The organism is Bartonella sp. AA16NXGY, from assembly GCF_042197325.1.
In the GTDB taxonomy this organism is placed as follows: Bacteria; Pseudomonadota; Alphaproteobacteria; order Rhizobiales; family Rhizobiaceae; genus Bartonella.
The window spans coordinates 1-23,051 of the sequence record NZ_JBHIRR010000014.1 but is presented as its reverse complement, the minus strand read 5'-3'; the positions used below and the strand labels follow the sequence as shown (position 1 = coordinate 23,051).

General features: G+C 37.9%; 20 protein-coding genes and 2 pseudogenes. 13 read left to right on the top strand and 9 right to left on the bottom strand.

The window, feature by feature from the left end; genetic code table 11:
• Positions 1–283: 283 nt before the first annotated feature.
• On the bottom strand, positions 284–1,372 hold the full coding sequence (locus ACFINK_RS07530; protein WP_375613513.1) for a 2'-deoxycytidine 5'-triphosphate deaminase: 1,089 nt from the start codon (positions 1,370–1,372) through the stop codon (positions 284–286).
• 238 nt (positions 1,373–1,610) lie between these two features.
• Here ACFINK_RS07530 and mutL point away from each other — a divergent pair, with 238 nt between their 5' ends.
• Entirely contained in the window at positions 1,611–3,464 is a 1,854-nt protein-coding gene (mutL, locus tag ACFINK_RS07525; RefSeq protein WP_375638583.1) for a DNA mismatch repair endonuclease MutL, read from the top strand.
• Positions 3,465–3,573: 109 nt separating this feature from the next.
• A complete protein-coding gene (locus tag ACFINK_RS07520) occupies positions 3,574–3,810 on the top strand; it encodes a DUF2093 domain-containing protein (protein WP_375608064.1) in 237 nt (78 codons plus the stop codon).
• A 19-nt stretch (positions 3,811–3,829) separates the two neighbouring features.
• Here the strand turns inward: ACFINK_RS07520 and lpxK are convergent, their stop codons facing one another.
• Both lpxK and waaA read right to left on the bottom strand, forming a co-directional pair.
• A complete protein-coding gene (lpxK, locus tag ACFINK_RS07515; RefSeq protein ID WP_375638582.1) occupies positions 3,830–4,870 on the bottom strand; it encodes a tetraacyldisaccharide 4'-kinase in 1,041 nt (346 codons plus the stop codon).
• The gene (waaA, locus tag ACFINK_RS07510) at positions 4,860–6,182 is read right to left on the bottom strand and encodes a lipid IV(A) 3-deoxy-D-manno-octulosonic acid transferase (RefSeq protein ID WP_375638580.1); all 1,323 of its coding nucleotides are present in this window, start codon (positions 6,180–6,182) and stop codon (positions 4,860–4,862) included. The genes lpxK and waaA overlap by 11 nt, the downstream gene beginning before the upstream one ends.
• A gap of 1,203 nt (positions 6,183–7,385) precedes the next feature.
• On the opposite strand from waaA, the gene ACFINK_RS07505 reads away from it, so the two are divergent.
• The 11 genes and pseudogenes from ACFINK_RS07505 to ACFINK_RS07455 form a co-directional block, all read left to right on the top strand.
• Positions 7,386–8,012 carry a beta-ketoacyl-[acyl-carrier-protein] synthase family protein gene (locus ACFINK_RS07505; RefSeq protein ID WP_375638579.1) on the top strand — a complete coding sequence of 209 codons (627 nt, stop codon included), beginning with the start codon at positions 7,386–7,388 and terminating at the stop codon, positions 8,010–8,012.
• Between the two features lie 10 nt (positions 8,013–8,022).
• Positions 8,023–8,856 (top strand): AMP-binding protein, encoded by an 834-nt coding sequence (locus ACFINK_RS07500; RefSeq protein ID WP_375638577.1) that lies wholly within the window; start codon positions 8,023–8,025, stop codon positions 8,854–8,856.
• 107 nt (positions 8,857–8,963) lie between these two features.
• Positions 8,964–9,431, top strand: coding sequence for a hypothetical protein (locus ACFINK_RS07495; protein WP_375638575.1), 468 nt, complete (start codon positions 8,964–8,966; stop codon positions 9,429–9,431).
• Complete coding sequence (locus ACFINK_RS07490) at positions 9,419–9,781, top strand: hypothetical protein (protein WP_375638573.1); 363 nt, start codon at positions 9,419–9,421, stop codon at positions 9,779–9,781. Before ACFINK_RS07495 ends, ACFINK_RS07490 begins: the two co-directional genes overlap by 13 nt.
• A gap of 463 nt (positions 9,782–10,244) precedes the next feature.
• On the top strand, positions 10,245–10,838 hold the full coding sequence (locus tag ACFINK_RS07485) for a class I SAM-dependent methyltransferase (RefSeq protein WP_375638571.1): 594 nt from the start codon (positions 10,245–10,247) through the stop codon (positions 10,836–10,838).
• A 6-nt stretch (positions 10,839–10,844) separates the two neighbouring features.
• Positions 10,845–11,288: a hypothetical protein gene (locus ACFINK_RS07480; protein WP_375638569.1), complete on the top strand. Its 444-nt coding sequence runs from the start codon at positions 10,845–10,847 to the stop codon at positions 11,286–11,288.
• Positions 11,289–11,338: 50 nt separating this feature from the next.
• A complete protein-coding gene (locus tag ACFINK_RS07475) occupies positions 11,339–12,061 on the top strand; it encodes a phenylacetate--CoA ligase family protein (protein WP_375638567.1) in 723 nt (240 codons plus the stop codon).
• Positions 12,062–12,152: 91 nt separating this feature from the next.
• On the top strand, positions 12,153–12,836 hold the full coding sequence (locus tag ACFINK_RS07470; RefSeq protein ID WP_375638594.1) for a citrate/2-methylcitrate synthase: 684 nt from the start codon (positions 12,153–12,155) through the stop codon (positions 12,834–12,836).
• A gap of 92 nt (positions 12,837–12,928) precedes the next feature.
• Positions 12,929–13,231, top strand: coding sequence for a hypothetical protein (locus ACFINK_RS07465; RefSeq protein WP_375638565.1), 303 nt, complete (start codon positions 12,929–12,931; stop codon positions 13,229–13,231).
• Positions 13,222–14,019, top strand: a complete 798-nt coding sequence (locus tag ACFINK_RS07460; RefSeq protein WP_375638563.1) for an ApeI family dehydratase — start codon at positions 13,222–13,224, stop codon at positions 14,017–14,019. Before ACFINK_RS07465 ends, ACFINK_RS07460 begins: the two co-directional genes overlap by 10 nt.
• Before the next feature lie 91 nt (positions 14,020–14,110).
• Positions 14,111–16,386 (top strand): annotated as a pseudogene (locus ACFINK_RS07455) (type ISP restriction/modification enzyme); the annotation flags it as partial.
• A 960-nt stretch (positions 16,387–17,346) separates the two neighbouring features.
• Here the strand turns inward: ACFINK_RS07455 and ACFINK_RS07450 are convergent.
• The 6 genes and pseudogenes from ACFINK_RS07450 to ACFINK_RS07425 form a co-directional block, all read right to left on the bottom strand.
• Positions 17,347–17,817 (bottom strand): SMI1/KNR4 family protein, encoded by a 471-nt coding sequence (locus ACFINK_RS07450; protein ID WP_375638561.1) that lies wholly within the window; start codon positions 17,815–17,817, stop codon positions 17,347–17,349.
• A 270-nt stretch (positions 17,818–18,087) separates the two neighbouring features.
• Positions 18,088–18,438 (bottom strand): HNH/ENDO VII family nuclease, encoded by a 351-nt coding sequence (locus ACFINK_RS07445; RefSeq protein ID WP_375618707.1) that lies wholly within the window; start codon positions 18,436–18,438, stop codon positions 18,088–18,090.
• 88 nt (positions 18,439–18,526) lie between these two features.
• Positions 18,527–21,091, bottom strand: a complete 2,565-nt coding sequence (locus tag ACFINK_RS07440) for a DUF6990 domain-containing protein (protein WP_375638559.1) — start codon at positions 21,089–21,091, stop codon at positions 18,527–18,529.
• Between the two features lie 6 nt (positions 21,092–21,097).
• Positions 21,098–21,451 carry a hypothetical protein gene (locus tag ACFINK_RS07435; RefSeq protein ID WP_183194745.1) on the bottom strand — a complete coding sequence of 118 codons (354 nt, stop codon included), beginning with the start codon at positions 21,449–21,451 and terminating at the stop codon, positions 21,098–21,100.
• A 135-nt stretch (positions 21,452–21,586) separates the two neighbouring features.
• A complete protein-coding gene (locus tag ACFINK_RS07430; protein ID WP_375638557.1) occupies positions 21,587–22,195 on the bottom strand; it encodes a hypothetical protein in 609 nt (202 codons plus the stop codon).
• A 127-nt stretch (positions 22,196–22,322) separates the two neighbouring features.
• A pseudogene (locus ACFINK_RS07425) lies at positions 22,323–23,051 on the bottom strand (DUF637 domain-containing protein); the annotation flags it as partial.

Below are 23,051 nucleotides of genomic sequence, written 5' to 3'. Positions count from 1 at the left end.
ATATGAATAACATATTGAATATAGTAAAATTCTTTCATTGTAAATTTTGTCACGATGAAATAATCAAAACTATTCTTTTGCACATCATAAATGGAGTTCGTATAGATAGAACCTCTTGAAAAAAGAAGTAAAAATGCCTCTCATACCCTCTCAAATGCAAGAGATGAGATAACCTTGGAAATTAAAAATAGAATGCATGACGCCAGTTTTGCGAAGCACAAAATTTTCTTTTATCTAAAATACGCTTTCTGCATACATGTTATCAAAATTCGTAGTTCCCAACTCATTTAAAATGCTTGGACAACTTTAAACCCTGTGCTTGATAATGTGATCCAACATCATGTCCATAAAGGGTTGATGGTCGATTAAGCATATGCTCATAGACCAAACGGCCAATAATTTGACCATGCTCTAAGATAAAAGGAACTTCATGGCTCCGCACTTCTAAAACCGCTCTTGCTCCTTTTCCACCCGCCTCCTTATGCCCAAATCCTGGATCAAAAAAGCCTGCATAATGCACCCTAAACTCGCCAACTAAAGGATCAAAAGGTGTCATTTCTGCGGCATAAAGCGGAGGCACATGAACAGACTCTCGTGAAACTAAAATGTAAAATTCATCAGGATCAAGAACCAACTCCCTTTGACCACGATCAAAAAGAGGTTCCCAAAAATCTAAAACGTGGGCAACGGCACGTTTATCAATATCAATAACACTTGTATGATGTTTACCACGATAACCTATAAGCCCGTTTTTGTCTCCCTTTAAATTAATGGAAAGACCAATACCACCAACACTAATATTAGGAAAATCATCCGATATCAGTGTTTCTTGCCTTTGCAAAGTGTGCAACTCTATTTCATTTAAATAACTTTGCCCTTTTCTAAACCGAAGCTGTGATAAATGTGAGCCTGTATGCACCAAAATTGGAAATGTGCGTGGACTAATTTCCAAATAAAGTGGACCATGATAACCAGCACAAATTTTATCAAACTCCTGAGCATTATCCGTAATGACACGTGTAAAAATATCTAATCGTCCTGTAGAACTTTTGGGATTGGCAACAGCAGATAAGAATTCTGGTAAAGCTAAACTTTCTAAAAGAGGAACAATATAAACACACCCCGTTTCCAAAACGGCTCCGTCTCGTAAATCAAACTCATGCAACTTTAACCGTTCAAGCTTATCCAAAACTTTTGTATCAGGTCCCGGCATAAAAGAAGCACGTATACGATAAGCTTTCTCCCCTAAACGAAGATCAAGGCTTGCTGGTTGTATTTGAGATCTATCAAATGGATACTGAGCCTTGAGAAAGTTATTCTCAATCAAAGCTTGTATATCACTATCTGCTAAAATACCGCTTATACGCGCCATATATATTGCCTTCCCTTTTTACATTGTTTCTTTTTTGACCTAGATGATAAACTGGTGCAAGCTATTTTAAAGTGATAAAAACTATTTTTATGTTTTTTCCAACCGACTTGTTAACATAAAATAAAATAGGAGGTATTGTAAAAATAATACCTCTCATGCTCTCTTATTCTTGAATGTCTCGCAAATGATGTTATCATAATTTTCTATAGAACCCTTAAGATTCCTGTTAGAATTTATTATGATTATACGCCATCTTAGCGAAAATATTATTAATCAAATCGCCGCCGGTGAAGTTATTGAACGACCAGCAAATGTTGTCAAAGAACTTGTTGAAAACGCTATTGATGCTGGTGCAACACGCATTGAAATTATTACAGCAAATGGTGGAAAAAATTTTATAAAGGTGAGTGATAATGGTTATGGAATTCCTGCAGATCAATTAACTTTAGCAGTTTCTCGCCATTGTACCTCAAAGATTACCGATGACGTACACAATATCTGCTTCCTTGGATTTAGAGGAGAAGCCCTCCCCTCTATTGGTTCTGTTGCTAAACTTAAACTCATTTCACGAACAAAAGATGCTGAGAGCGCTGCTGAAATTTCCGTTACTGCAGGAAAAATTGTAGGACCCAAACCAGCTGCTGCGAATCTTGGAACAATTGTTGAAGTTCGTGATCTTTTCTTTGTCACGCCGGCACGATTAAAATTTATGAAAACTGATCGGGCTGAAACAAATGCTATTAGCGATATGATTAAGCGAATTGCTATCGCATTTCCACATATCCGCTTTTCTCTTTCAGGACTAGACAGAACATCTATGGAATTGTCTGCTACAGAAAATAATATTCAAGGACAATTACAACGTATTACGCAGATTATGGGAAAAGAATTTGCCCCTAATAGCATTGCGCTGAATGCTGAACGCGAAGCGGTGCGCTTATCAGGTTTTGCCTGTTTGCCATCTTTCAACCGAAATAACAGCCTTCATCAATTTGCTTATGTTAATGGACGTCCCGTGCGTGATAAATTTCTATGGGGCGCTATCCGAGGCGCTTATGCTGATGTCATGACACGAGATCGTTATCCTGTCGCTATTCTTTTTATTGACCTCCCACCTGCTGAGGTAGATGTTAATGTTCACCCAGCCAAAGCTGATGTACGATTCCGTGATCCAGGATTAATTCGTGGTTTGATTGTTGGAGCTATTCGTGAAGCATTGCAGCAATCTGGTATTCGTCCTACTTCAACCCGTTCTGAAGCAATGCTTGCTGCATTTCAAACACAACAATCATTGGCACAACAACCATTAGGCAGTTTTAAGAACACGCACCAGTTCTCTTCTTACAGTTCACAACCTCATCATTTTACCAGCGCTCCAATGGTCCAAAAACCATTGGATAGTACTCACTCTTTTGATTTAAAAGAAGATGCCGCTCCTATTATGGAGGGCTTAAATACACCAAGTGGGGATGCATACATTCCAAGCACGACATCTTCATCAGAAGAGTTATCTTATCCATTAGGAGCGGCCAGAGCACAAATCCATAAAAACTATATTATCGCCCAAACACAAGATAGTTTGATCATTGTCGATCAGCATGCAGCTCACGAACGATTGGTTTATGAAGCACTCAAAAATGCACTTTATTCCAAACCACTTCCTTCACAGTTATTACTTATTCCTGAAATTGTAGAACTCTCTGAAGAGGATGCAACATGCCTTTTAACGCATAAAGATGCTTTGCAAAAATTTGGATTAGGAATAGAACCATTTGGACCAGGAGCAATTGTTGTGCGTGAAACACCTTCCATGTTAGGAGAGATCAATGTCCAAGCCCTTATTAAAGATCTCGCAGATGAGGCTGCTGAGTATGATACAACAAATAATTTAAAAGCAATGCTTGATTATGTTGCAGCAACGATGGCCTGTCACGGCTCAATACGGTCAGGGCGCCTTTTACGCCCCGAAGAAATGAACACACTATTACGACAAATGGAGGCAATACCTAATACAAGTACATGTAATCATGGACGCCCTACTTATATTGAACTCAAATTGGCAGATATAGAACGGCTTTTTGGCAGAAAATAAGCCCTTCATCATTTTTACAAGAAAAATATTTTAAAATTAACTCTCGACTTTATAATATATTTTATGGCACTTTTCTTGAATCTCTTGTATCAAGTAAAAAGGAGTTATAATGTTTCCCAATGGTGAACGCGAAGCAAAAATTCATTATTCTAATAATGGATATGACATTATAGAATATGGTACCTATACCATTTGTGCTGTTAGCGGGCAAAAAATCCCTATAGATGATTTAAAATATTGGAATCATCACCGCCAAGAAGCATATGCTAGTTGTGAAATCTCCTATCAGCGCGAACTTGAGTGCAACCCATATCTCAAGCAATTGTTAAAAACAAAAGAAAAATAACCCCTCAAAAGCTATAAATTTAGCCTTTGCCTTTTAGACAAGAAAATTCAAGGGAACGTTTTCTAAAGCGGGTTATGACCTCTTCAAGGACCATACGACAGAAGTTTTTTTGAACAAAATCGACATTCACATCAAAGATAATAAGATTTTTCAAATCTTTTTGCATGTGAATTGTCTGTATACGGGTATAATCTTTAGCTGTTGTTGCTAGCCATAAATTGTGCATTTTAGCCTTTTGTATAAGGCTTTTTAAATTTTTATCTGTGAAAAAATAGTGGTCTGGATATATATAAGTTTGCACCACATGACCAGACAATTCTTTAATAGATTTAAAAAATTTATCTGGATTGCCAATACCAGCAAATGCCAAAAATGATTTTCCTGAAACCTCATCAGAGGCACTGGCTTTAAGATGAGCACGATATAAAGGCTTTCCAGTACGCAAAACAAAAAAAGCGACATTATCAGGCGCATCGGAGTGACCAATCAATAAAACACTATCCATAAAAGAAAACTGCGTTTTTAATGGTACGCGCAAAGGTCCTGCTGGAAAGACAGCTCCATTACCAAAACCGCGCATCGCATCAACAACGAGTAACGCATAATCCATATAAAGACGGCGACTTTGAAATCCGTCATCCATTAAAATAAGATTACATCCCTCTTGTTTAAGCCGTTGTGCCGCTGCATAACGATTAGGTGATACAGCTACAAAAGCATGCCGTGCAAGTAAAAGTGCCTCATCTCCAACATCGCGTGCATTGTCATATTTTTCATTTACAAGATGTACCCCTTTAACTGATCCACCATAACCACGAGATATAATACCAGGTACGAAACCAAGTTCTTTAGCCACTTTTGTAAAAGCAATAACAACCGGCGTTTTACCCGCACCACCACATGTAAAATTTCCAATACACAAAACTGGCAGATCAATCACGGGAGGCTGTCTTGTCATAAAACGACTTGAAAAATAACCATACCCCCATGAAACTGGAGCTAACACAAAACGCAAAAAGCTTTTATTTTTCCACCAAAAACGAGGGGCGCTAATATGCATATCTACCCTGACGCTGACGTAAACCTGTTTGTATTACAAGGGGTTGTAAAAATGGATCTAAAATCTTTAATGTGCGCTCAAATGCACCTGCCATACCTGTTGCCACTTCATGAGCCTTATCAACCATTTCTTGCCGCAATGTTTCATTTGTTAAAAGCTTATACACCTGAATAGCAAGCTGTTTTGTATCTTGAACCATATATGCTGCATCACGCGTTAGAAATTGTTTGAACATCTCTTGAAAATTTGAAACATGAGGCCCTGTCAAAATAGCGGAACCAAGCAAAGCCAATTCCAATGGATTGTGTCCACCATTTCCACATAACGATTTACCAACGAAAGAAACTTTCGATAAGCGAAGAAAAAGTCCCATTTCTCCAATGGTATCTCCCCATAAAATATCGGTATTCATGTTTGGAACAGCATCTCTACTCCTACGAATAAAACTTAACCCCTTATTATCGCATTTTCTGATAAGATCTTCTGAACGTTCTGGATGACGAGGCACAATAATTGTTAATAAATCTGGCAAATAATTTTTAACAATTTTATGGACCTCAAAAGCAATCTCCTCTTCCCCTTCATGCGTTGAAACAGCTGCCCAAACTGGGCGATTGCCGATAGCATTACGATAACGTGCAAGCAATTCTTGATTTTCAACCAGAAAAACATCAGCCTTGAGATTACCAGAAAACGTAACAGATTTTACGCCAAGTGTATGGTAATAAGCTACATCTCTTTCATTTTGACCAATCGCCAAATCAATATCCTTAAAAATATGTTTGGCAAGAACACGTCGTTTTTGCCAAGCTTTAAAAGAACGTTCAGACATATGGGCATTAACCAAAATCTGCGGAATACGCATTTTTGCAAGTTCTTTAATACGAAGAGGCCAAATTTCTGATTCACAAATTAAGACGAGATCAGGCTTCCAATGACGAATAAAACGGCGCACTGCAAAATCTAAATCCAAAGGAGCATATTGATGAATCAACCTATTACCAAAATATTTTTTCACAAGAGTAGAAGATGTCACCGTCCCAGTTGTCATTAATACATTGATTTCCAATGATAAAATATAATTTATAAGTGGAACAAGTGCAAGTGTTTCTCCAACACTTGCTGCATGCAACCAAACTAACGAACCTTGGGGGCGTATATGAGAACTTTTACCTAAACGCTCTTTTTTGCGACACCACTCTTCTTTTCCACGAATAGCACGAAAGAACAAATAAAAAGGAATAACAGGACATAAGCAAAAACCAATCATTCGATAGCTTAAAAGAGCCGTATGTGCCTTTAATTCTACCATTTAAAATCACCTCATCCAGCTATTTTAAGATATCTATATACTTATTTTGTTAAAAAATTCATCAACACTATTGGTTGCATCCATATTTTTTAATATCATTCATATCTTAAATAAAAAAAGCTTAATCCATGAGAAAATTCAATACATATACACATTATTTAAATCTCTTTTAATTAAATTTTGTAACTTATATCGATTTTATCACTTCATTCTGCACCCTATAAAAAATCTTACTCAAAAATAACAAAACTACATTTCAGTCGATTATAATTTTTAAAATATAAATGATAAACCTATGACATAGATTGTATCAATTTTTTCAACTCACTGAATAAATACTTCTTATGATTTTAATGAGACTTTGAATTTTGCACGTTGGTATTTTAGAGAAAAAGCTTATTTTTACATATGTTAGGTATTGTCAATTTTTCAAAAAAATAACCCATATAGACATTACAACCTAATATAAATACAACAAATAAAATGTGTTTAAAAGAAAGCTCAATCTCTATTATTTCATTTCAATAAAATGAATATGTCAAACTAATCTTAAAAAACTTTTGAATAGTATAGAGTTCTCATTTTAAATTGTGATATAATCTCTTAAAGGTAATCCAGAAAAATCTAATCTTGTTTAATAGAGAATTTCTTAAAAGTCTTAAAGCAATTTAAATAAGAGTTTTCAAAATTTTAAATCCTCTCTTTTCAGGAGGTCGCAATGATATATTATTCCTTTTAAGATTGTATATAATCAACACAAAATGATTAACTTATAGATTGTAGTTTTAAATGAGTACTCAAGAAATCCTTATGAGGTAAGTTAACTTCATAAATCTATTCAGTTTCTCTAAGTTTCTAATTTTGGTAAAGTTTCTAACGACTTTCATGGTTTCTAAGCTTATAGTAATAACTCGTTGAAAAAATTCCAATAGATAAGTAACGAGTGCTAATAATCTCAACAGAGTAATAATTGCTATCATTAATAATGCTACTCTTTTTATTAATCTTAACGCATTAGTGTCTCATACCCCATTCAAAAGCAGAGTGACTATTCACAATATAATCATAAACTTCGAGTGATAGCTGTCATGATAATATTGCTGTTGTAAATAGGTTGATAGAAACTGTCTTGCATTTTTATTAAGCGTAAAGATGGTGGTGCAATAATGGATTTTATACCTTGCACGATTAGAAGGAATGGGAGTGATATCGACTGATCAAAACTACAGTGGACCACGGCGTTCGCGGCCTTTTGACCGGCATCGTAGCGGATTTGTTTTAGCGGAGGGTGCAGGTCTGTTTGTTATTGAAAAATTATCTAACGTATTGGCGCGGCAGCGTGAGCCGTTGGCCTATTTATTGGGTTACGGCGGTGCACTTTGCACACAGCATATTGTAGCGCCGCATAAAGATGATCTCGAAATGCAACTGTCGATGGAGCGGGCCATCGAACATGCGGATGTTGACCGTACCGCTATTGATTTTGTGAATGCACATGGGACATCGACAGTACAAAATGATCAGCACGAAGCCAGTGCAATCAGAACGGTTTTTGGCGCGCACAACCCGGCGATTGTGGCGACAAAATCTTGGCACGGGCATCTGATTGCTGCTGCCGGTGCGATGGAAATTTTGGGTGTACTGGTTTCTTTTCGGAACAATGTTTTGCCCAAAATTTTGAATTGTGATGAAATCGATCCTCAATTGCCCGCTGGTATTGCGCTTGTGAGGGAGCATCAGTACCGACCGCTTAAATACGCATTGAAAAACTCATTTGGTATGGGCGGTGGCGCAAGCAGCTTGGTTTTAGGGAATCCACAATATCTGTAAGGGACACCTCATGCTAACAATATATTCCTTATTAGAAAGAAACTGGCAAGTGATTTGTCATCACAGTCATTATTCGGCAGAGGATGTCAGCATGATGACAAAAGGGTGTGCAGATACAGTAGTTAGATATTGTCGTGATCGCCCGCAAGGGGAGCAAAATAAGCTGTTTGTTTTTGTGATTAGAAATAATTTCGAAGGCATGATTAGCTATTTTGTTGCGTCTGTGCTAAAATTGAAAGCTTGGATCGTCAGTATTCATGATTTAGACATTGTTGATATACTGGTTGATGCTGATTGCATTGCGGCTGTTGTAATGAGCCATGAAGTCAGGGATATTAATATCATCAGTCACCGGATTAATATCGCGTTTGATCACTGTCTTTCAACTGTGAACGAAAATCTGGCTGATTTTACAGCATATCCGTGCGCGCATTTCTATTTTTGTACCTCCGGAACAACCAGTAAACCCAAGTTGATTCAATATCATGAAAATATTCTGATTGAGAATGCCATCGCGGTGAGCCAATCTCTTGGACTAAGTAATGAAGATTGCTCATTGTGTTATTTCCCAGTGCAGTATATGCATGGTCTCTCTACTATGCTATGTGCCTTCTTATCGGATAGCAAACTGGTATTTGAAAAATTTCAAATAAGTAATATTGGTGAACTCGTTTCGCACTATAGCATTACCAACTTGCCTTTAATCGGTGACTGGATGCTGGTAGTAAGCGACAATTTTTACCAAAAGCCGAATCCATGTGCAAAATATCTTGAATGCATCCGATCGTTTGCTCACCGTACAAGCATCGGGTATCCTCTCATCATGTACGACGTTATGGAATAACTTCGGTCAGACCGAATCCGGACCGCGCTTGTTTCATAATAAGATCTGTTCGCTACACGATTGAAAGAACCAGTAAATATGGCGTTGTAGCGCCGGGTAAGGCTTTGGTGAGTGATATAAAAATTGATTTGCGCCCCATTGATCGGGCGGATGCTTCTGATTCAGTGCGCCGTACGTTTTATAAAACGCCTTTCGCGTGTGATGGTTATGTTGATAGTTCCTTGCAATTAAAGCCGCGTGATGAATGGTTTGATTCCGGCGACCTGTTTGTTAAAGATGAATCCGAATGCTATTACTGGATAGCCAGAGCCGTTAATGAATTTAAACACAATGGTAAGTTTATCCCAGTTCAACTGATCTCAAATGACATTATTAAGTATGCCGGATGTTTAAGGCATTACTTTTCAAAAGCACAGAACGGCGATCTTTATCTCAACCTTGATATGTCGGCAAATAGTGAGCAGGTTAAAGTCGTTACTAAACTATTGACTGATAAATGGTATCAGTATGCATTTAAAGTAAATATCAGAAAAATTGCCACGACAAATACAGGGAAAATAAAATGTACCGTGTAGATAAAGCTCATGGTATGAGCAGAGTGTATGTTAATCGCCGTGCAAACAATTATCTGTGCATTGTGAGCCATTCTTTTTATACCTATTTTTTAGCTATTGATAGGCTTCATCGTTATTTGCCTGTATCGACGAGACGTACATCGAGAGTGATATTGCACCGTGAAATGGCGAAGGTACTTTTTATCGATATATTTAAACGGATTTTGCCAGATGTAAAGATGTCACACAGTTCTGTGAGCCATGGACGGAGTAAAAGTATTATGTTGCTTAATAATGATCCGCGGATTCAGTCTGTCGTGGTTGATATCGAATTTATTGAGAAAAAAAACTACCGAGGCCATTTATGCTAGATTACTGTGAAAAATGCGCGAACTTTCCAGAAGGGCAGGTGCTGGATAATCGGCTATGCACCACAATATTTAGCTGCATGGAGAGCTTGTATAAGGCATTATGCGCCATCTCGGCGTGTACTTTTGATATAAATGATTACTTTTTAGTTGAACATGACAGGACGCGATGTGTTTTTCGGTACGTTGGGAATACATTTGTGTTTAAAGGGATGACGTTTATTTGTAACTGCTATTATCTTTGTCAATCTGTGATAACCGTTGTTTTGCTGGATGCATGTTTGCAATCAATTATTTTAGATGACCTCTTATATGAGGACGTAACCGTTTCTATACCCAGTTAGTTTTTAACGAGTTTATGGCAATGCCATAACTAGCTTCATTTAGAGGAATATGTGATGAATGATTTACTGGTAAATATCACCCCTGAGCACTATGAAAGGTATGCTACTGAAGGTACATCACCGTGGAATGCGTATTTGATGGAAAGAGTTCTGGAAGAAGCATCTGGTGTTACTTCTGCGAAGAAAAAATTCTCGATATTGGCATGGGAACTGGCCACATGCTTTTCAAGCTTTACCGCTCCCAAAAACTCACAGACTATTTCTTTTACGGGGTTGATATTGATCCCCGTATGGTTCAGTTTTGTGTTAAAAAATGTACCGAGTTAAAATACCAGCATGCATTCAACATCATTGAAGCCAGCGTCAGCAATTTACCGTTTCCCGATAACTCCTTTTCAATGATTTATGCCCGTTCCGTAATTCATCACTGGGCTGAACCTAAAAAAGGATTACAGGAGTTGTGCCGTGTTTTAGATCGCGGCGGTCGTATTATCATCCATGAACCCCTAGCTGATGCAGAAGAAACAGCACTGGGTGTTTTTAACCAATCACGTCGTGAATGCGGTGTGGCAGCTATGTCCACAGAAGAAAAATTCACATTAGCCGGTATCACCGATTTTTTATATGGCTGCGATCTTAGTGAGATGAGCTGGACAGTGAGACGTGGAGAAGGTCTAGCAGCTCTGGGTTGTGCAATTTTTATTAAAAAGGTCTGAGTTATCATGGATTATTTCTGTGCTGAAATGTATGCAAAAATGCAACCACGTATAACGGCAATAACTGGCTGCCATGCACTCGATTACATTGCTTTCCGCGATTTGGTTAGGATAAGTACACGCGTTTATTCGATCACTGGTGATAGTGGTTCTTTGACTCAAGTGGACTCTGCGGGTGAACACTTACCGATGCTGATTAGTGCTACAAGTGGCATCACTGGGGCGATGAAAATGGTCAGCGTTCGTCTAAAATCCAGTAAGGAAGCGGTCAGCTCATCAGAGCATAATTTAATTCGTAACCTGCGCGCGCGGCAATTTTTTTCCCCAGGGGATGTTGTTGGCAACCTGTTTACGATTAATCTGTTTTCATCTTTACACTACTTGGCGTGTGAAATTGTAAAACATTGCCGTGCACATGTCGTGCCGGTTGGCGATATGCCCTGCTGCTGAAGAGTCATTTCGAGTTTCTGGCTGAAATACGGCTCTCGGTACTGTTTGGCGTGCCCAGCACCATCGTTCAGTTCGTTGAAGCTATGCTCAGCCTTGGGGTTCCACTGGCAATTAAAAAAGTGCTCTTTACCGGTGAATCGATGCTGGGTGTGCATGAAAACTATCTGCGCGAGATGCTGGGCGCCGATCTGCGGATAATTGGTTTATATGGTTTGTCGGAGTGCGGTTTCATTGGTATGTCCTCCGAAGGGCGGCTTAATCGGCACCTGCTCTTCAGCGATGATTTTTTCTTTGAATATGAAGATAAGAGAGGGCTGCTAGTGACATCGCTGGATCCCGATGTCTCGCGCAAACTTATCAGATATTCCGTGGGCGATATGGGCACATTATCCGTTGAAAATGGTGACCTCTATTTTGAAGGTATTAAACGCAATGCTGTTGATTTTAATTTCATGGGAAATTTGATTAGCCATGAAAAAATATTCAAAATTATTAATCGAAGATTGCCCGATGTGATTGTTCAAATTGTATTGTCTTTATCCGCGGATAGACAAGAGATTATGGATATTAAAATCTGCTGCGAAGTATTTCACAACCTTGATTTGTCCGAACTAACTGAGGAAATCTATCATTTGTCGGATATTTATGAAGCCTATATGAAAAAGCGCGGGCGTATTAACCTCACCCTCGTCGAATATAGCGATTTGCTTTTCTCATCCAGAGGGAAATGCCTGCTAGTTTATGACGCAAGGGAGTCCTGTAATGCAACTTGATAATTTGTGTAATGAAATTGTATCAGGGAATTCGCATACGATAAATGTCAACATAAGGTTTTATAGCGTGTCACCGGAGCAGCAGGAGTAAATCACGTCAGATGATGTTATTGATAATTATGATTTAGATAATAACGTATTGTTTATTCGTGGATGTAATTTGATTGATATTGCCGATGAAAACCTTTATTTGCAGAACGCATGGTTTGCACTGACCGGCAACCTTCTTAATGAAGAACAGATGGATCGGCTGATTCAGAATGCTAGCGCCGAACTGCAAAAGACGAACCCTACAGCCAAACTGCAGGCGATGCATCAACTGATCAATGCATTGCCATCTTTGAGTTTAACGCAGCGCTTTATGATGTTATTATCGCAAGTTGAGGTTTCGGCGGCTCAGGGTAAGGTCATGGCTCCCGTAAGCGACGGTGGTTGTCTTAAAATTATCTTGCTGATGCCGCGGATTATTGCATTGGCGCGCTCTTCCCAACAGTTTTCCGATTCGCCGGAGATCGAAAATTGCAATACCTTTGAGCGTGCTTTTTGGTTAGCATTAACTAGCAAGGAAGCTTCTTCCGACTGGGATATTGATATGCTTTGCCGGTGCATGTCTCTACTGCTGGGCGGGTTTGGTATTGTGACACCCACAACCACCACGATAAGATTTATTGCCAGTACCAAGAGCGACGTCATTTCTGCACTAATCGGTGAGTTTTGTGCCACTGGCCCCGGCGCATATGGGAGCCTGCAAATATGCTATCATGCGACTTTCTAGTGTCCTCCATGAGATTGAAGCCGGGAATCTTGAGGCCGGCGGTAACGCATTATTGCAAAGACAAACCCTGGCTAGGGTTTGGTCACCCGATTATGCAACGGGATGTCCGAGTTGATTTCTTTTTTTCACGCTTTCAGATGCCTATGCGCCCCTTCAGTTCGCTTGCGCGATCTATTTCGGACAATACAGGACTGCAACCCAATGTCGATTTTCTAATTGCAAGCATCATGAGCAAACATCGGGCTTCTCCTGAGCTGGGATTGTTGGCTTTTTTCGTTTGTCGTATGCCGATACTTCTCGTGCACTATCAAGCGCGGTTTAGTGCTCATTCCTTCGGTTTATCATCAAAGGATTTAAGAAAAAAATATAAAAAAGTCCCCAAATTATGGCTATAAAGCATCGCACCGAGCCAAATTTCTTGAGTATATGTCAGAGTATCACCTTAACCGCACCGATGCGTGCTTGCGGGCAAATCAATATTTCTCACTGGAATTTAGCCCATAACTATTTGAAACAGGGCTTGTTACTCGAAGCCTTGCATCAGTTTTCAGTTCGATTCGCCACCGTGGTGGCTAAAAACTCGGATCTCACTTATCGCTATCTCCCTGTCATGGTTGAACAGTTTTTCTCTACCACCCATTTTGATAGCGATCGGTTATGCGTTGAAGGACATATTGAACGCATTAATGAGGCCTACCGTATTCACTGTAAGGCTAGCACATATGACAATGGAAAGGCCGTTATTGCGCAGGCAATCATCATGGTCAGTAAGGTCTGCTTCTTTAGCTCGTGTTCTGAGAAAGCCGCTCTTCCATTACTAGGCGATTTATGTAAGATTTCTTCCGTAACCGGAGATTCTTGTACTTTTTCCTTTAATGCGCATCACCCGCTTTTTGAGGAACATTTCCCCTCCCACGCCGTATGTCCTGGTTCACTATTGATTGAGATGGTTCTGGCTTTGGCCACGCAGGGTAGGGCGAAAAATATCGCATCTGTTGCGCTGAAAAAAGTAAAGTTCATTGAAGCAGTTTATCTGGGAGATACCTATCAGTTGACCATTAAACAGGATACAGAGTGTGAACCGGGTGGCGTTTTTTATATTCATACGGAAACTAAAAAACGAAGCACTTGCGGTAAGTTTTCTATCAAATATAAAAAGGAGGATGCGCCATGTTTAACATAATAATCTCTTTTATTCCGTGGAGTATTTACTCCTGGGTTATCAATGGAAACGTTTTAACTCTGGTCGAACGCTCTCTCATCTTAACTGTGCTTTTATCATTCATTCTGTTGATGATGTGTTGCGTAATGAGTTTGGAAAAAGCTTGGGGTCACGAGGAGTCTCCATTCTCGACCCTTTCACTGGAACAGGTACCTTTATCACAAGGCTTTTACAATCTAAACTGATCAAACCAGAGGACATGGAATATAAATTCCGTCATGATATCCATGCCAACGAGATTGTCTTGCTCGCCTATTACATAGCAGCCATTAACATTGAATCGACTTATCATAGTCTTATGAAAGGTGGGTATATTCCTTTTAAGCATATTGGTTTGGCTGATACGTTTCGAATGCTTGAAAAGAAAGATTTGTTACAAGAATTATTTAAAGAAAACAGTGAATATTTGGAACTCCAAAAAAATCTAAATATCAAAGTTATCTTTGGCAATCCTCCTTATTCAGTGGGACAAAAAAATGCCAATGACAGTGCGAAGAATACTCCTTATCCTATTTTAGATAAACGGATCAGTGAGACTTATGCTTCTCAAGCTAAATCAATGAATACGCGAAATTTTTATGACAGTTATATTCGTGCTATACGCTGGGCTAGTGACCGTATTGATAATGCTGGGGTAATCGGCTTTGTTTCTGGCTCTGGTTACGCAGAAAAATCGACAATGAACAGTTTACGAAAATCTTTAGCCAAAGATTTACGAGCATTTATGTACTTAATTTACGAGGGGATCTTCGCAAGAATATGTTAAGCAATGGAGTTGCTCAAGAAGGTGAAAATATTTTCGGCAATGGTAGTATGACGGGTATTGCGGTAACGCTATTTATCAAAAATCCCAATGCTTCTGGAGATTGTAAAATTTACTATCATGATATTGGAGATAATCTTTCTACCGAAAAAAAACTTAAGAGGCTTCAATATTTTGGTAGTATTGGTGGTATTACATGTGAAAACGGTTGGAAAGTAATTACACCGGATGAACATGGGGATTGGATAAATCAACGTGATAACAGTTTTGAAACATTTCTAGCCTTGGGTGTTAAGAAAGGGCATGACAAAAAACTGTTTGAAACGTTTTCTCGTGGTATTATGACAAGTCGTGATCTTTGGGCATACAATTCAAGTCGTGCAATTTTAGCGAAAAATATGAGTAACATGATTGCCTTCTATAACAGTGAAGCAGAACGTTTTAATAATGCTTATGCGCACACTGACAGTAAATCACGTACAAAGGCTGTAGATAATTTTGTTAATTCAGATACAAGCAAGATAAGTTGGAGTTTGAATATAAAAAAACAATTAGCAAGAGGTCATATTTTAAAATTTGAAGAAGTCGGTTTTGTTCAAAGTTTATATCGTCCTTTTACACGACAGTGGCTTTATTATAATCGCATTTTTAATGAAGCAATTTATCAAATGCCTCGTATCTTTCCTGTAGAAAAAATGATCAAAAATACAGTGATACAAGTTTCTGCTATAGGGGCAAGAAGTGGCTTTTCTGTTATTATGACTAGGGATCTACCTGATTTTCATGCAATAGATACAGGTCAATGCTTTCCAAAATATATTTATGAAGATGCTACGGTTTCAAAAAGTGAGAAACAATCCCATTTATTTGCAAATTCTACAGAGAAAAACACAACAGCTGGTTTACAGAAGCGTGATGCCATTACTGATGAAGGTCTAGACCATTTTAAAGCCGCTTATCCTAATGAAACTATCACGAAAGATGATCTATTCTATTATGTTTACGGTCTTTTACATTCGGAAGATTATCGTGCTCGTTATGCTGATAACCTCTCTAAAGAACTGCCTCGTATCCCTTGTGTAAAGAGTGCTAATGATTTTTGGAAGTTTGTAACAGCAGGGCGTAAACTGGGTCATTTGCATGTAAACTATGAAGATGTAGAGCCTTATCCAGTCACATTTAAAAAGGGTAATCCAAAACAAACAGAGATCTCTAATTCTGAGAAACTCTATTACGTTACAGAAATGAAATTCGCAAAAGTAGGTAAAGAGAAAGATAAATAAACAGTTATATATAACAGCAATATCACAATAACAGATATCCCTCTTGAAACTTATGAGTATATCGTCAATGGCAAACCTGCTCTTGAATGGGTTATGGGGCGTCAATGCGTAAAGACTGATAAAAAGAGTGGTATTGTCAATGATGCCAATCACTATGCTGTTGAAACCATTGGCAACCCTGCCTACCCTCTAGAGTTATTTCAGAGGGTTATTACCATAAGTTTAGAGATAATGAAAATCGTTAAGAACCTACCAAAACTAGAAATTAGAGAAACTGAATAACTTATAATGCATGCTCACATGATGAGTATAATAAACTCACAAGGGGTATAAGGTCTTATACCTATAGGTTATTATATCCCTTTTATAAATTGCTTACATATAATCTTTAAAAGGAGTGTTTATATGCGTTATTCTAAAAAGAAGAAACTTGCACTATTAAATACTCTTATTTTGATTGCTTTAAGACTTTTAAGAAATCCCATCTTAAAGTGAATACGCTTCTTTTACATTGCCTTTAAGATGTTATATCGTAATCTAAAATGATAGCTTTATTGTTATCAAAAGCTTTGTTTAAAGAGGGTTATGTATATTCATTTTCTTATATTACTTATAGGTTTTGAATGTTTCTTAAACCCTCAAAACCCTTACAAAACATACATCATTAGTTGAATTTATAGGTTGTATTATTGATATAGGTTGTTTTTTGAAAAATTGATAAAAAATAATATATTGAAATATAATGACTTTTATTTTTTATTGAAAAATATGTAAAGGGGGGAGTAAAAGGAACCCTCAAAATACTCAAAACTCATAACCATAATGGTCTTGATAGTACTTCTTATGAATTACAAGCTATCTTTTGAAAGGCTTTAAAGGATCACATACTTTATCATAAAGCACATTTTAATCACTCACTAAAATAATCTATTTTGTCAGTTCAATTTACTGACACATAACTGACAAGTTTTAATCAATTCACATCATGGTTATCTTTAAAGGTTGTACTCTTGATATGAGTTATGTTTTTAAAACACTAACCTATTGAAATATAATGTTTTAATTTTTTTATCATTAAAAAAAAATAATATAGGGTCTAAAAAGAACTGACAACACTGACACGGTCTATTAAAAGGTATTTTGCTCATCTCTATAATGATCAGTTTCTATTGAGATGTTTTCATAAATCGCAATTATCCTATTTATCAACTAGTTGTATAACATCATCTAAGGTATAGGTTTTCATGAATCTTCCCCTACATACTCTTTAATTCTTTTGCAGAGAAATTCATAAAAATTACTTGCGTAATATTCGGAATCTTCAGATGTATACTTGAGATAGAGTGGGCATTCACCATCCCGAAACTGTGTATAATCAAAATAAAAGGTTTCACCAAAATCAGTTGTGCAGATAACAAGTTGTTTGGGGTCCGTAAAGCCATCTCTTCTATCGAGTAAGTTTCGGTAAACAATATCACCAGCAGGAATACCTGCGCAGATTTCATAAATACTGAATATTTCTTCACCTCCAATTTCTCCTCCTCCATAATTTTTTAAAAAATTCTTATAGGAAGAGGTAAATTGTAAACCAAGAGTGTTCTCAGCTGTTTTAATCCGTACATCATCAGGGGCATTATCTTGAGTACCAAAATTAATAACATGACTATGCATATCAACATATTGTGCAACATCTGATAAAGTATAACTTTTCATAAATTTTTCTCCATAAGTCACAGCGTGTTTTTACTCATAATGAGTGTTCCTAATGATCAATCTTTTTCTACTATAGCCAATGGAATTGAGATGAGATTGATAAAATCATAAGAGATATGTTCTTGACGGAGCTCTTTTCTCATCTGTCTCTGTACAATCATCTCGCATTTACAATATATGATGGAATTAAAGGAGGTGATCATTAAAGTTTAGAGAGCGCCTTTTAGGGATATTATTTCAATATTTGCAATAATTACTCTTTCTTTTTTCCTACTTAGGAATTTTTTTTGAAATCCAACAAATAACTTTTCTGATAAAATTTGTCTTTGGATTCATAGGAGCAACCAAACTCCTGCCTTGATAAAATGAGTAGAGAACCTCAACGAGAGGACTATCTTGTTCTTGTGTCACAGGATGTAACATAATAGGTCTAAAATCGACTCCAATAGGTGCTCTTCCTGATACCATTCTTTCCACATTTGTACCCGTTACTATCTGTCCTTCTTCTTTCCAAGAAGAAACTGTTTCGGGCTCAAACAGTTCATCTTCCTGATAAACTTTTTGACTTTTAAATTCCACCGGCTCAGCTGCCCCCATACTTTTTTTCTTTATCCATTTCATGATTCATAATCCCCTCGATTTTTTCAAAATAATCAATTTATTCTTTGTTCTAAATAGACTTAAATAAACTCTCCTTCCAAGAGCGAGGTTATTCCTCGCTAGAAAGCTCTGAGTGATCATCAAAATCTTTTGCTACCCGTTCAATCAAAGCGTAGCTCACTTGCTTCACCTTTGCTACTTCTTTGGCTAAAGCTAATGCACGTTCAAGGTGGGTTTTGTTGATGCTCTCGTCAAAGCCTAGGTGATCCTCTGCCGTAAAGCTTTGCTGATAAGATTGTAAGGTTTCAGCATCACCCAATAAAGCAAGAGCGCCAAGATGAAGTAAAGCATAATCCGTATCGTTTGCTTTAGACGTAGTGCTTTTTTTCCAAGGAGCAGTGCCATAATCAGAGCGAAGTCTTTTAGAAAGGTCAATGTCTGTTACCGCCCATTCTAAAGCATCATCAAGCGCCTGTGTTAAACGATCCGTAGTGACTTCTGGTTCAAAGATTTCTAATCCCTTGGCTTCAAAATTAAGCTGTATATCTGGAATATCTTCCGTGTGGGTAGGATCAATGAATTTACAAGCGGTGGAAAGAATGCCCGTGCTAATCAAAAAGGCGCTATCAAATTGCGGGTAGTCTTTGGCAATTTCGTCGTTATAAAGAATATCTACTTCACGATCAGCCAATTGATAGCTTGCCATATGGTCATTCTCATTGATTTTCTCGGTTGACCAGCCTAGGCTTTTTAAAAGTGCATGAGCACTTTCCATGGTAAGACGATCATCAGTGTCATCTGCTTCATCCACTTCCTCTGCCACTTCAACAGAAGTTGTTTTAGAAGCAACAGATGCTGTTTGCGCATCCAAACTCAAAATCGGTGCATTTTTCGGAAAACCTGCTCGATAACCCCGTGCAAGAGTGAGGAGATTATCAATTCTATATTTTGAGATTTCTTCCACAAAACCTAAAGGATTTCCCTTTCTAAAATTCTCCTTATAAGATTTGAGCTTTTCAACATCCCCAATCAAAACAAGCGCAATAAGGTGACGCGCTACAAGATCAAGTTCACTGTCTGGGGAAAAAGCCGCATAATCATAAATGATTTGATTGACATTTTGCCGATCTGCCCATTCAAGTATATCTGTACAAATCTCCTTTAGCTTGCCTCTATCCAATTCAGTACTAGAAACTGTATAAACTTCTTCTGCTTCTTTGAGGGCTATATATTGAGGCATATTATAGAAAATTTCTCTATGAGCAGTGGAAAAACCAAGTGTTGAAAGGGAAGCCTTAAACGCAACAATCGGCTCTTCTTCATCACTTTGAAGGTTATACATTATATTGATAATACGGTCTTTACTTACAAAATAAGCATTGCGATTGTAGTTTTTATCACGATAAACTGTCCACCCCATTTCTTTTAATTGCTCTGTAACTTTATTGAAAGTAATCAAAGCTTTCGGACCAAGATGTGCTTCTGCTGCTTCTCGCTCATTAAGGATTTTCAGATGTTTTTCAGAAAATTCAACGGCATGGTTAACATATTTTTCTACTTCATCATCATCCAAATGTTCAGAAATCGTACCAGCTTCTAAAAAATTTTTATAAGATTTCAGGATATCAATTCGACCTGTCAACGCTAAACAAGCCAAATGCCAGACTATATCTATATTGTAGCTATACTTTTGAACACGTGTTTTGCTTTCTATTGATGCTTGTAAATCTTGGGCGCGTGCCCACTGTATTATCCGCTCAGAGATTTTTGTTAACTCTTGCTCATTCAATTCCTCTACACAAATATCAATTTCCTTGCCAAAACCACTAAAAAAACCTCCTCCAATCGTGTTAAAAGACTTATAAATATCCGTAGGTCGTATCCAATTATATTCTCTCCTATAGTGAATATATTCGCAAGCTACAGAAATCTCTTCGTTAGAGATCTCAGCTTCAAGACGAACATTGTAATTATCATGAAGACGTATAAAGCCAAAATCAAATTGAATAAAACGGTCTGGCAAAGAGAGAAACATTCTCTCAGGTTCCATAGCAATCCATCCTCGCGTTTTGAGGATGCGACTTGCTGCGATGAGATTTATCGAGCGCTGTTTTGGCTTATTGCGCGTTAGAATATCGTCTAATTCCCCATTTTTATAGACCTGTGCAAAAAGAAGCAAGCGTTCATTCCACGTCATTATTTTATAATCAGAAAATTCTGATACGTTTATTTTGGGCGTAGACTCATAACTCCTTAAAGCTTCTATCTCGCCGAGAAGAGCCTTTGCAACAAGAGAATGATTAGCAGCTTCTTCATGTAATTTTTTTTCAATATCTTGTGCTTGCGCCCAAGTAATGACTTTGTTTAAAGCAGATTCAATATGACTTTCTGAAAGATCCGGTACCGTAACCCCGAAATCACCTATTTCTGGATAGAGTATATATCCATACCGTGACTTTTGCCCCCTAGAATATTCACAAGCAAGACTATAAGAAGCAGTTGTGAGACTAGCTAATAACCAAAATTTTTCACCATCCGTTTCATGTTTCACACCATAGCTCAAATCCACAATGCGATCCGGAAGATAATAATAGGCAAATGTATCGCCTACTTCATCACGATAGAGCTCACAGCCCAGACTTTTTAATATTTCTGCTGCATCTTTAGTTTGCATAATGTTTCACTCTTCTCCAACCGCCGGATAACAGCTAACTGTATAAGGAATTATTCTATTCCACTCTTTGTTTATTTGATTTTCACTCCAATTGTCTCTAAACTCTTTCAGAAGCTCTGCATCTCCTTCAAATTTTTTCAAATCTTCTTGGTATTTATTAAGCTGTTCCTTATTTTCGCCCAGATAGCGTTTCATAATTTTCCCAAAAGGTTTTGCATCTCCTGTTTTATACGCTATTTCAAAATCTTTTTGACATTCTGTTAATTGAAAATTACCAGTTTTTATATCAATAACTTTTAATACACCTTTCTCCACATAAATAATATCAGGGCGATGTATTTTTTTTAACGAAAAGTTCATAGATTATTCTCCATAAGTCGCAGTTTATTCACGCTAATACTGTTCTACCACTGTAAATAATAGTTGATCTTTCGTCTCCCAGCCAAGCGTTTTTAAAATCTCTGTCACGTCTTTAGTTCGCATCGCTATTCACTTTCATTCAAAAAGTCCTGGATAATGAAAAACGTTAACGTCAGTTTTGTCTAACTTATTATTCAATTGTCCTTTAATCCATTCTTTACTAGCCTCGTTTAATTCTTTATCACTTCCTTTAAAATCTTTGAACGATTCTTGATATTTCTCTAAGAACTCTTTGTTCTCTTTAAAAAATTTTATAAATTTTCCTTTTGTGGACTCAGCATTTCCTTCTTTATATGCCTCTTTTAAAATCTTTTGTTGTTCACTTAATTTAGAATTCTTCCCCGTTTTTACCTCGCCAATTTTTATTTTACCATTCTCTATATAAACAATATCCGCACGAGATTTTACTACCCCCTTATCCGTCTTAGTTTTGAATACTATTTCTGTCTCGCATACTATACATCCTTCATCCTTTAATTCTTGTTTTTTCTCATCGCGTTTTTTATCATGATGCTTCCTGACTTGTTCAAGTATGTTACCCTTTCCATCATTATTGTTTTGTGGTTCTTTATTGTTTCCGTTTTTTTTTCTTATTTTTACTTTCCTTCTGAGACTCTTTATTTTTTTCTTCTTGTGAGTTTTGATTTGTTTTTTCGCTATCTTCTGCAGAATTTTTCGATGCAAACCAATAGGTAAGGAAATCAGCTATAGCGGTTCTATTGTTAGGAGATTGAACAATAGTTGCTCCACCAGCCATAAAAAGAGACAGAGCTGCCAACTCTTGTGGCGTAAGCGACACAATGAACGCTACAGCAGCTGCTACCGCAGGAAGAAAATTATTTTCGGCAGCATTACCTGCGGCATCAGCGCCAGTATTGACATCACCACCAGCAAGGGCAGCGGCAACGCCCCCGGCAGCCCGTGCGACATCAATGGCATGATCATTAAAATCAGAAAACTGTGCTTCAATCTTTGCATTGATACGCGCTTGTTCTTCTGCCGTTGGAACACGACCATCCAATGCTGCTATTTATTTTTGTATAAAATTTTTGGTCGACAGTTTAAACTGGAGCATAGCAGTGGCTTCACCCACAGCACCCCCCACAGCACCGGCCGTGCAAGCACCACTCGCAACAGCGCCTTTTAAGCAGCCAAGTCCTGCGTGGGCAACGATCTGTGTGACCGTGTCTATTTTGCCTTCTGCCTTGGCGGTACCGATTTCTTCCGCCAACGATTTGCCAACCGTATCAGACAGGGCGATGCGCAGATTGTTAAAAAAGTTCTTGTCAAGAGAACCACCCTCAAGAGCCGTTTGAACGCCTGTGCCAATGGCGGCTTTGATCAAGTTCTTTTCCGCCTCACGGGTGATGCGATCAACCAGAGGAGCCGTTTTAGGCAAGGATTGTCCAACACCTGCCATTTCGGTTAGTTGGCTGGTTAAGCCTGCTGTCAACATCGATGAGACAATGCTGAGAACATTCTTTGAAGAGCCAAGCTCATGCAAGGCACCGGCAATATTGCCGCGATTATTGACAAGAGC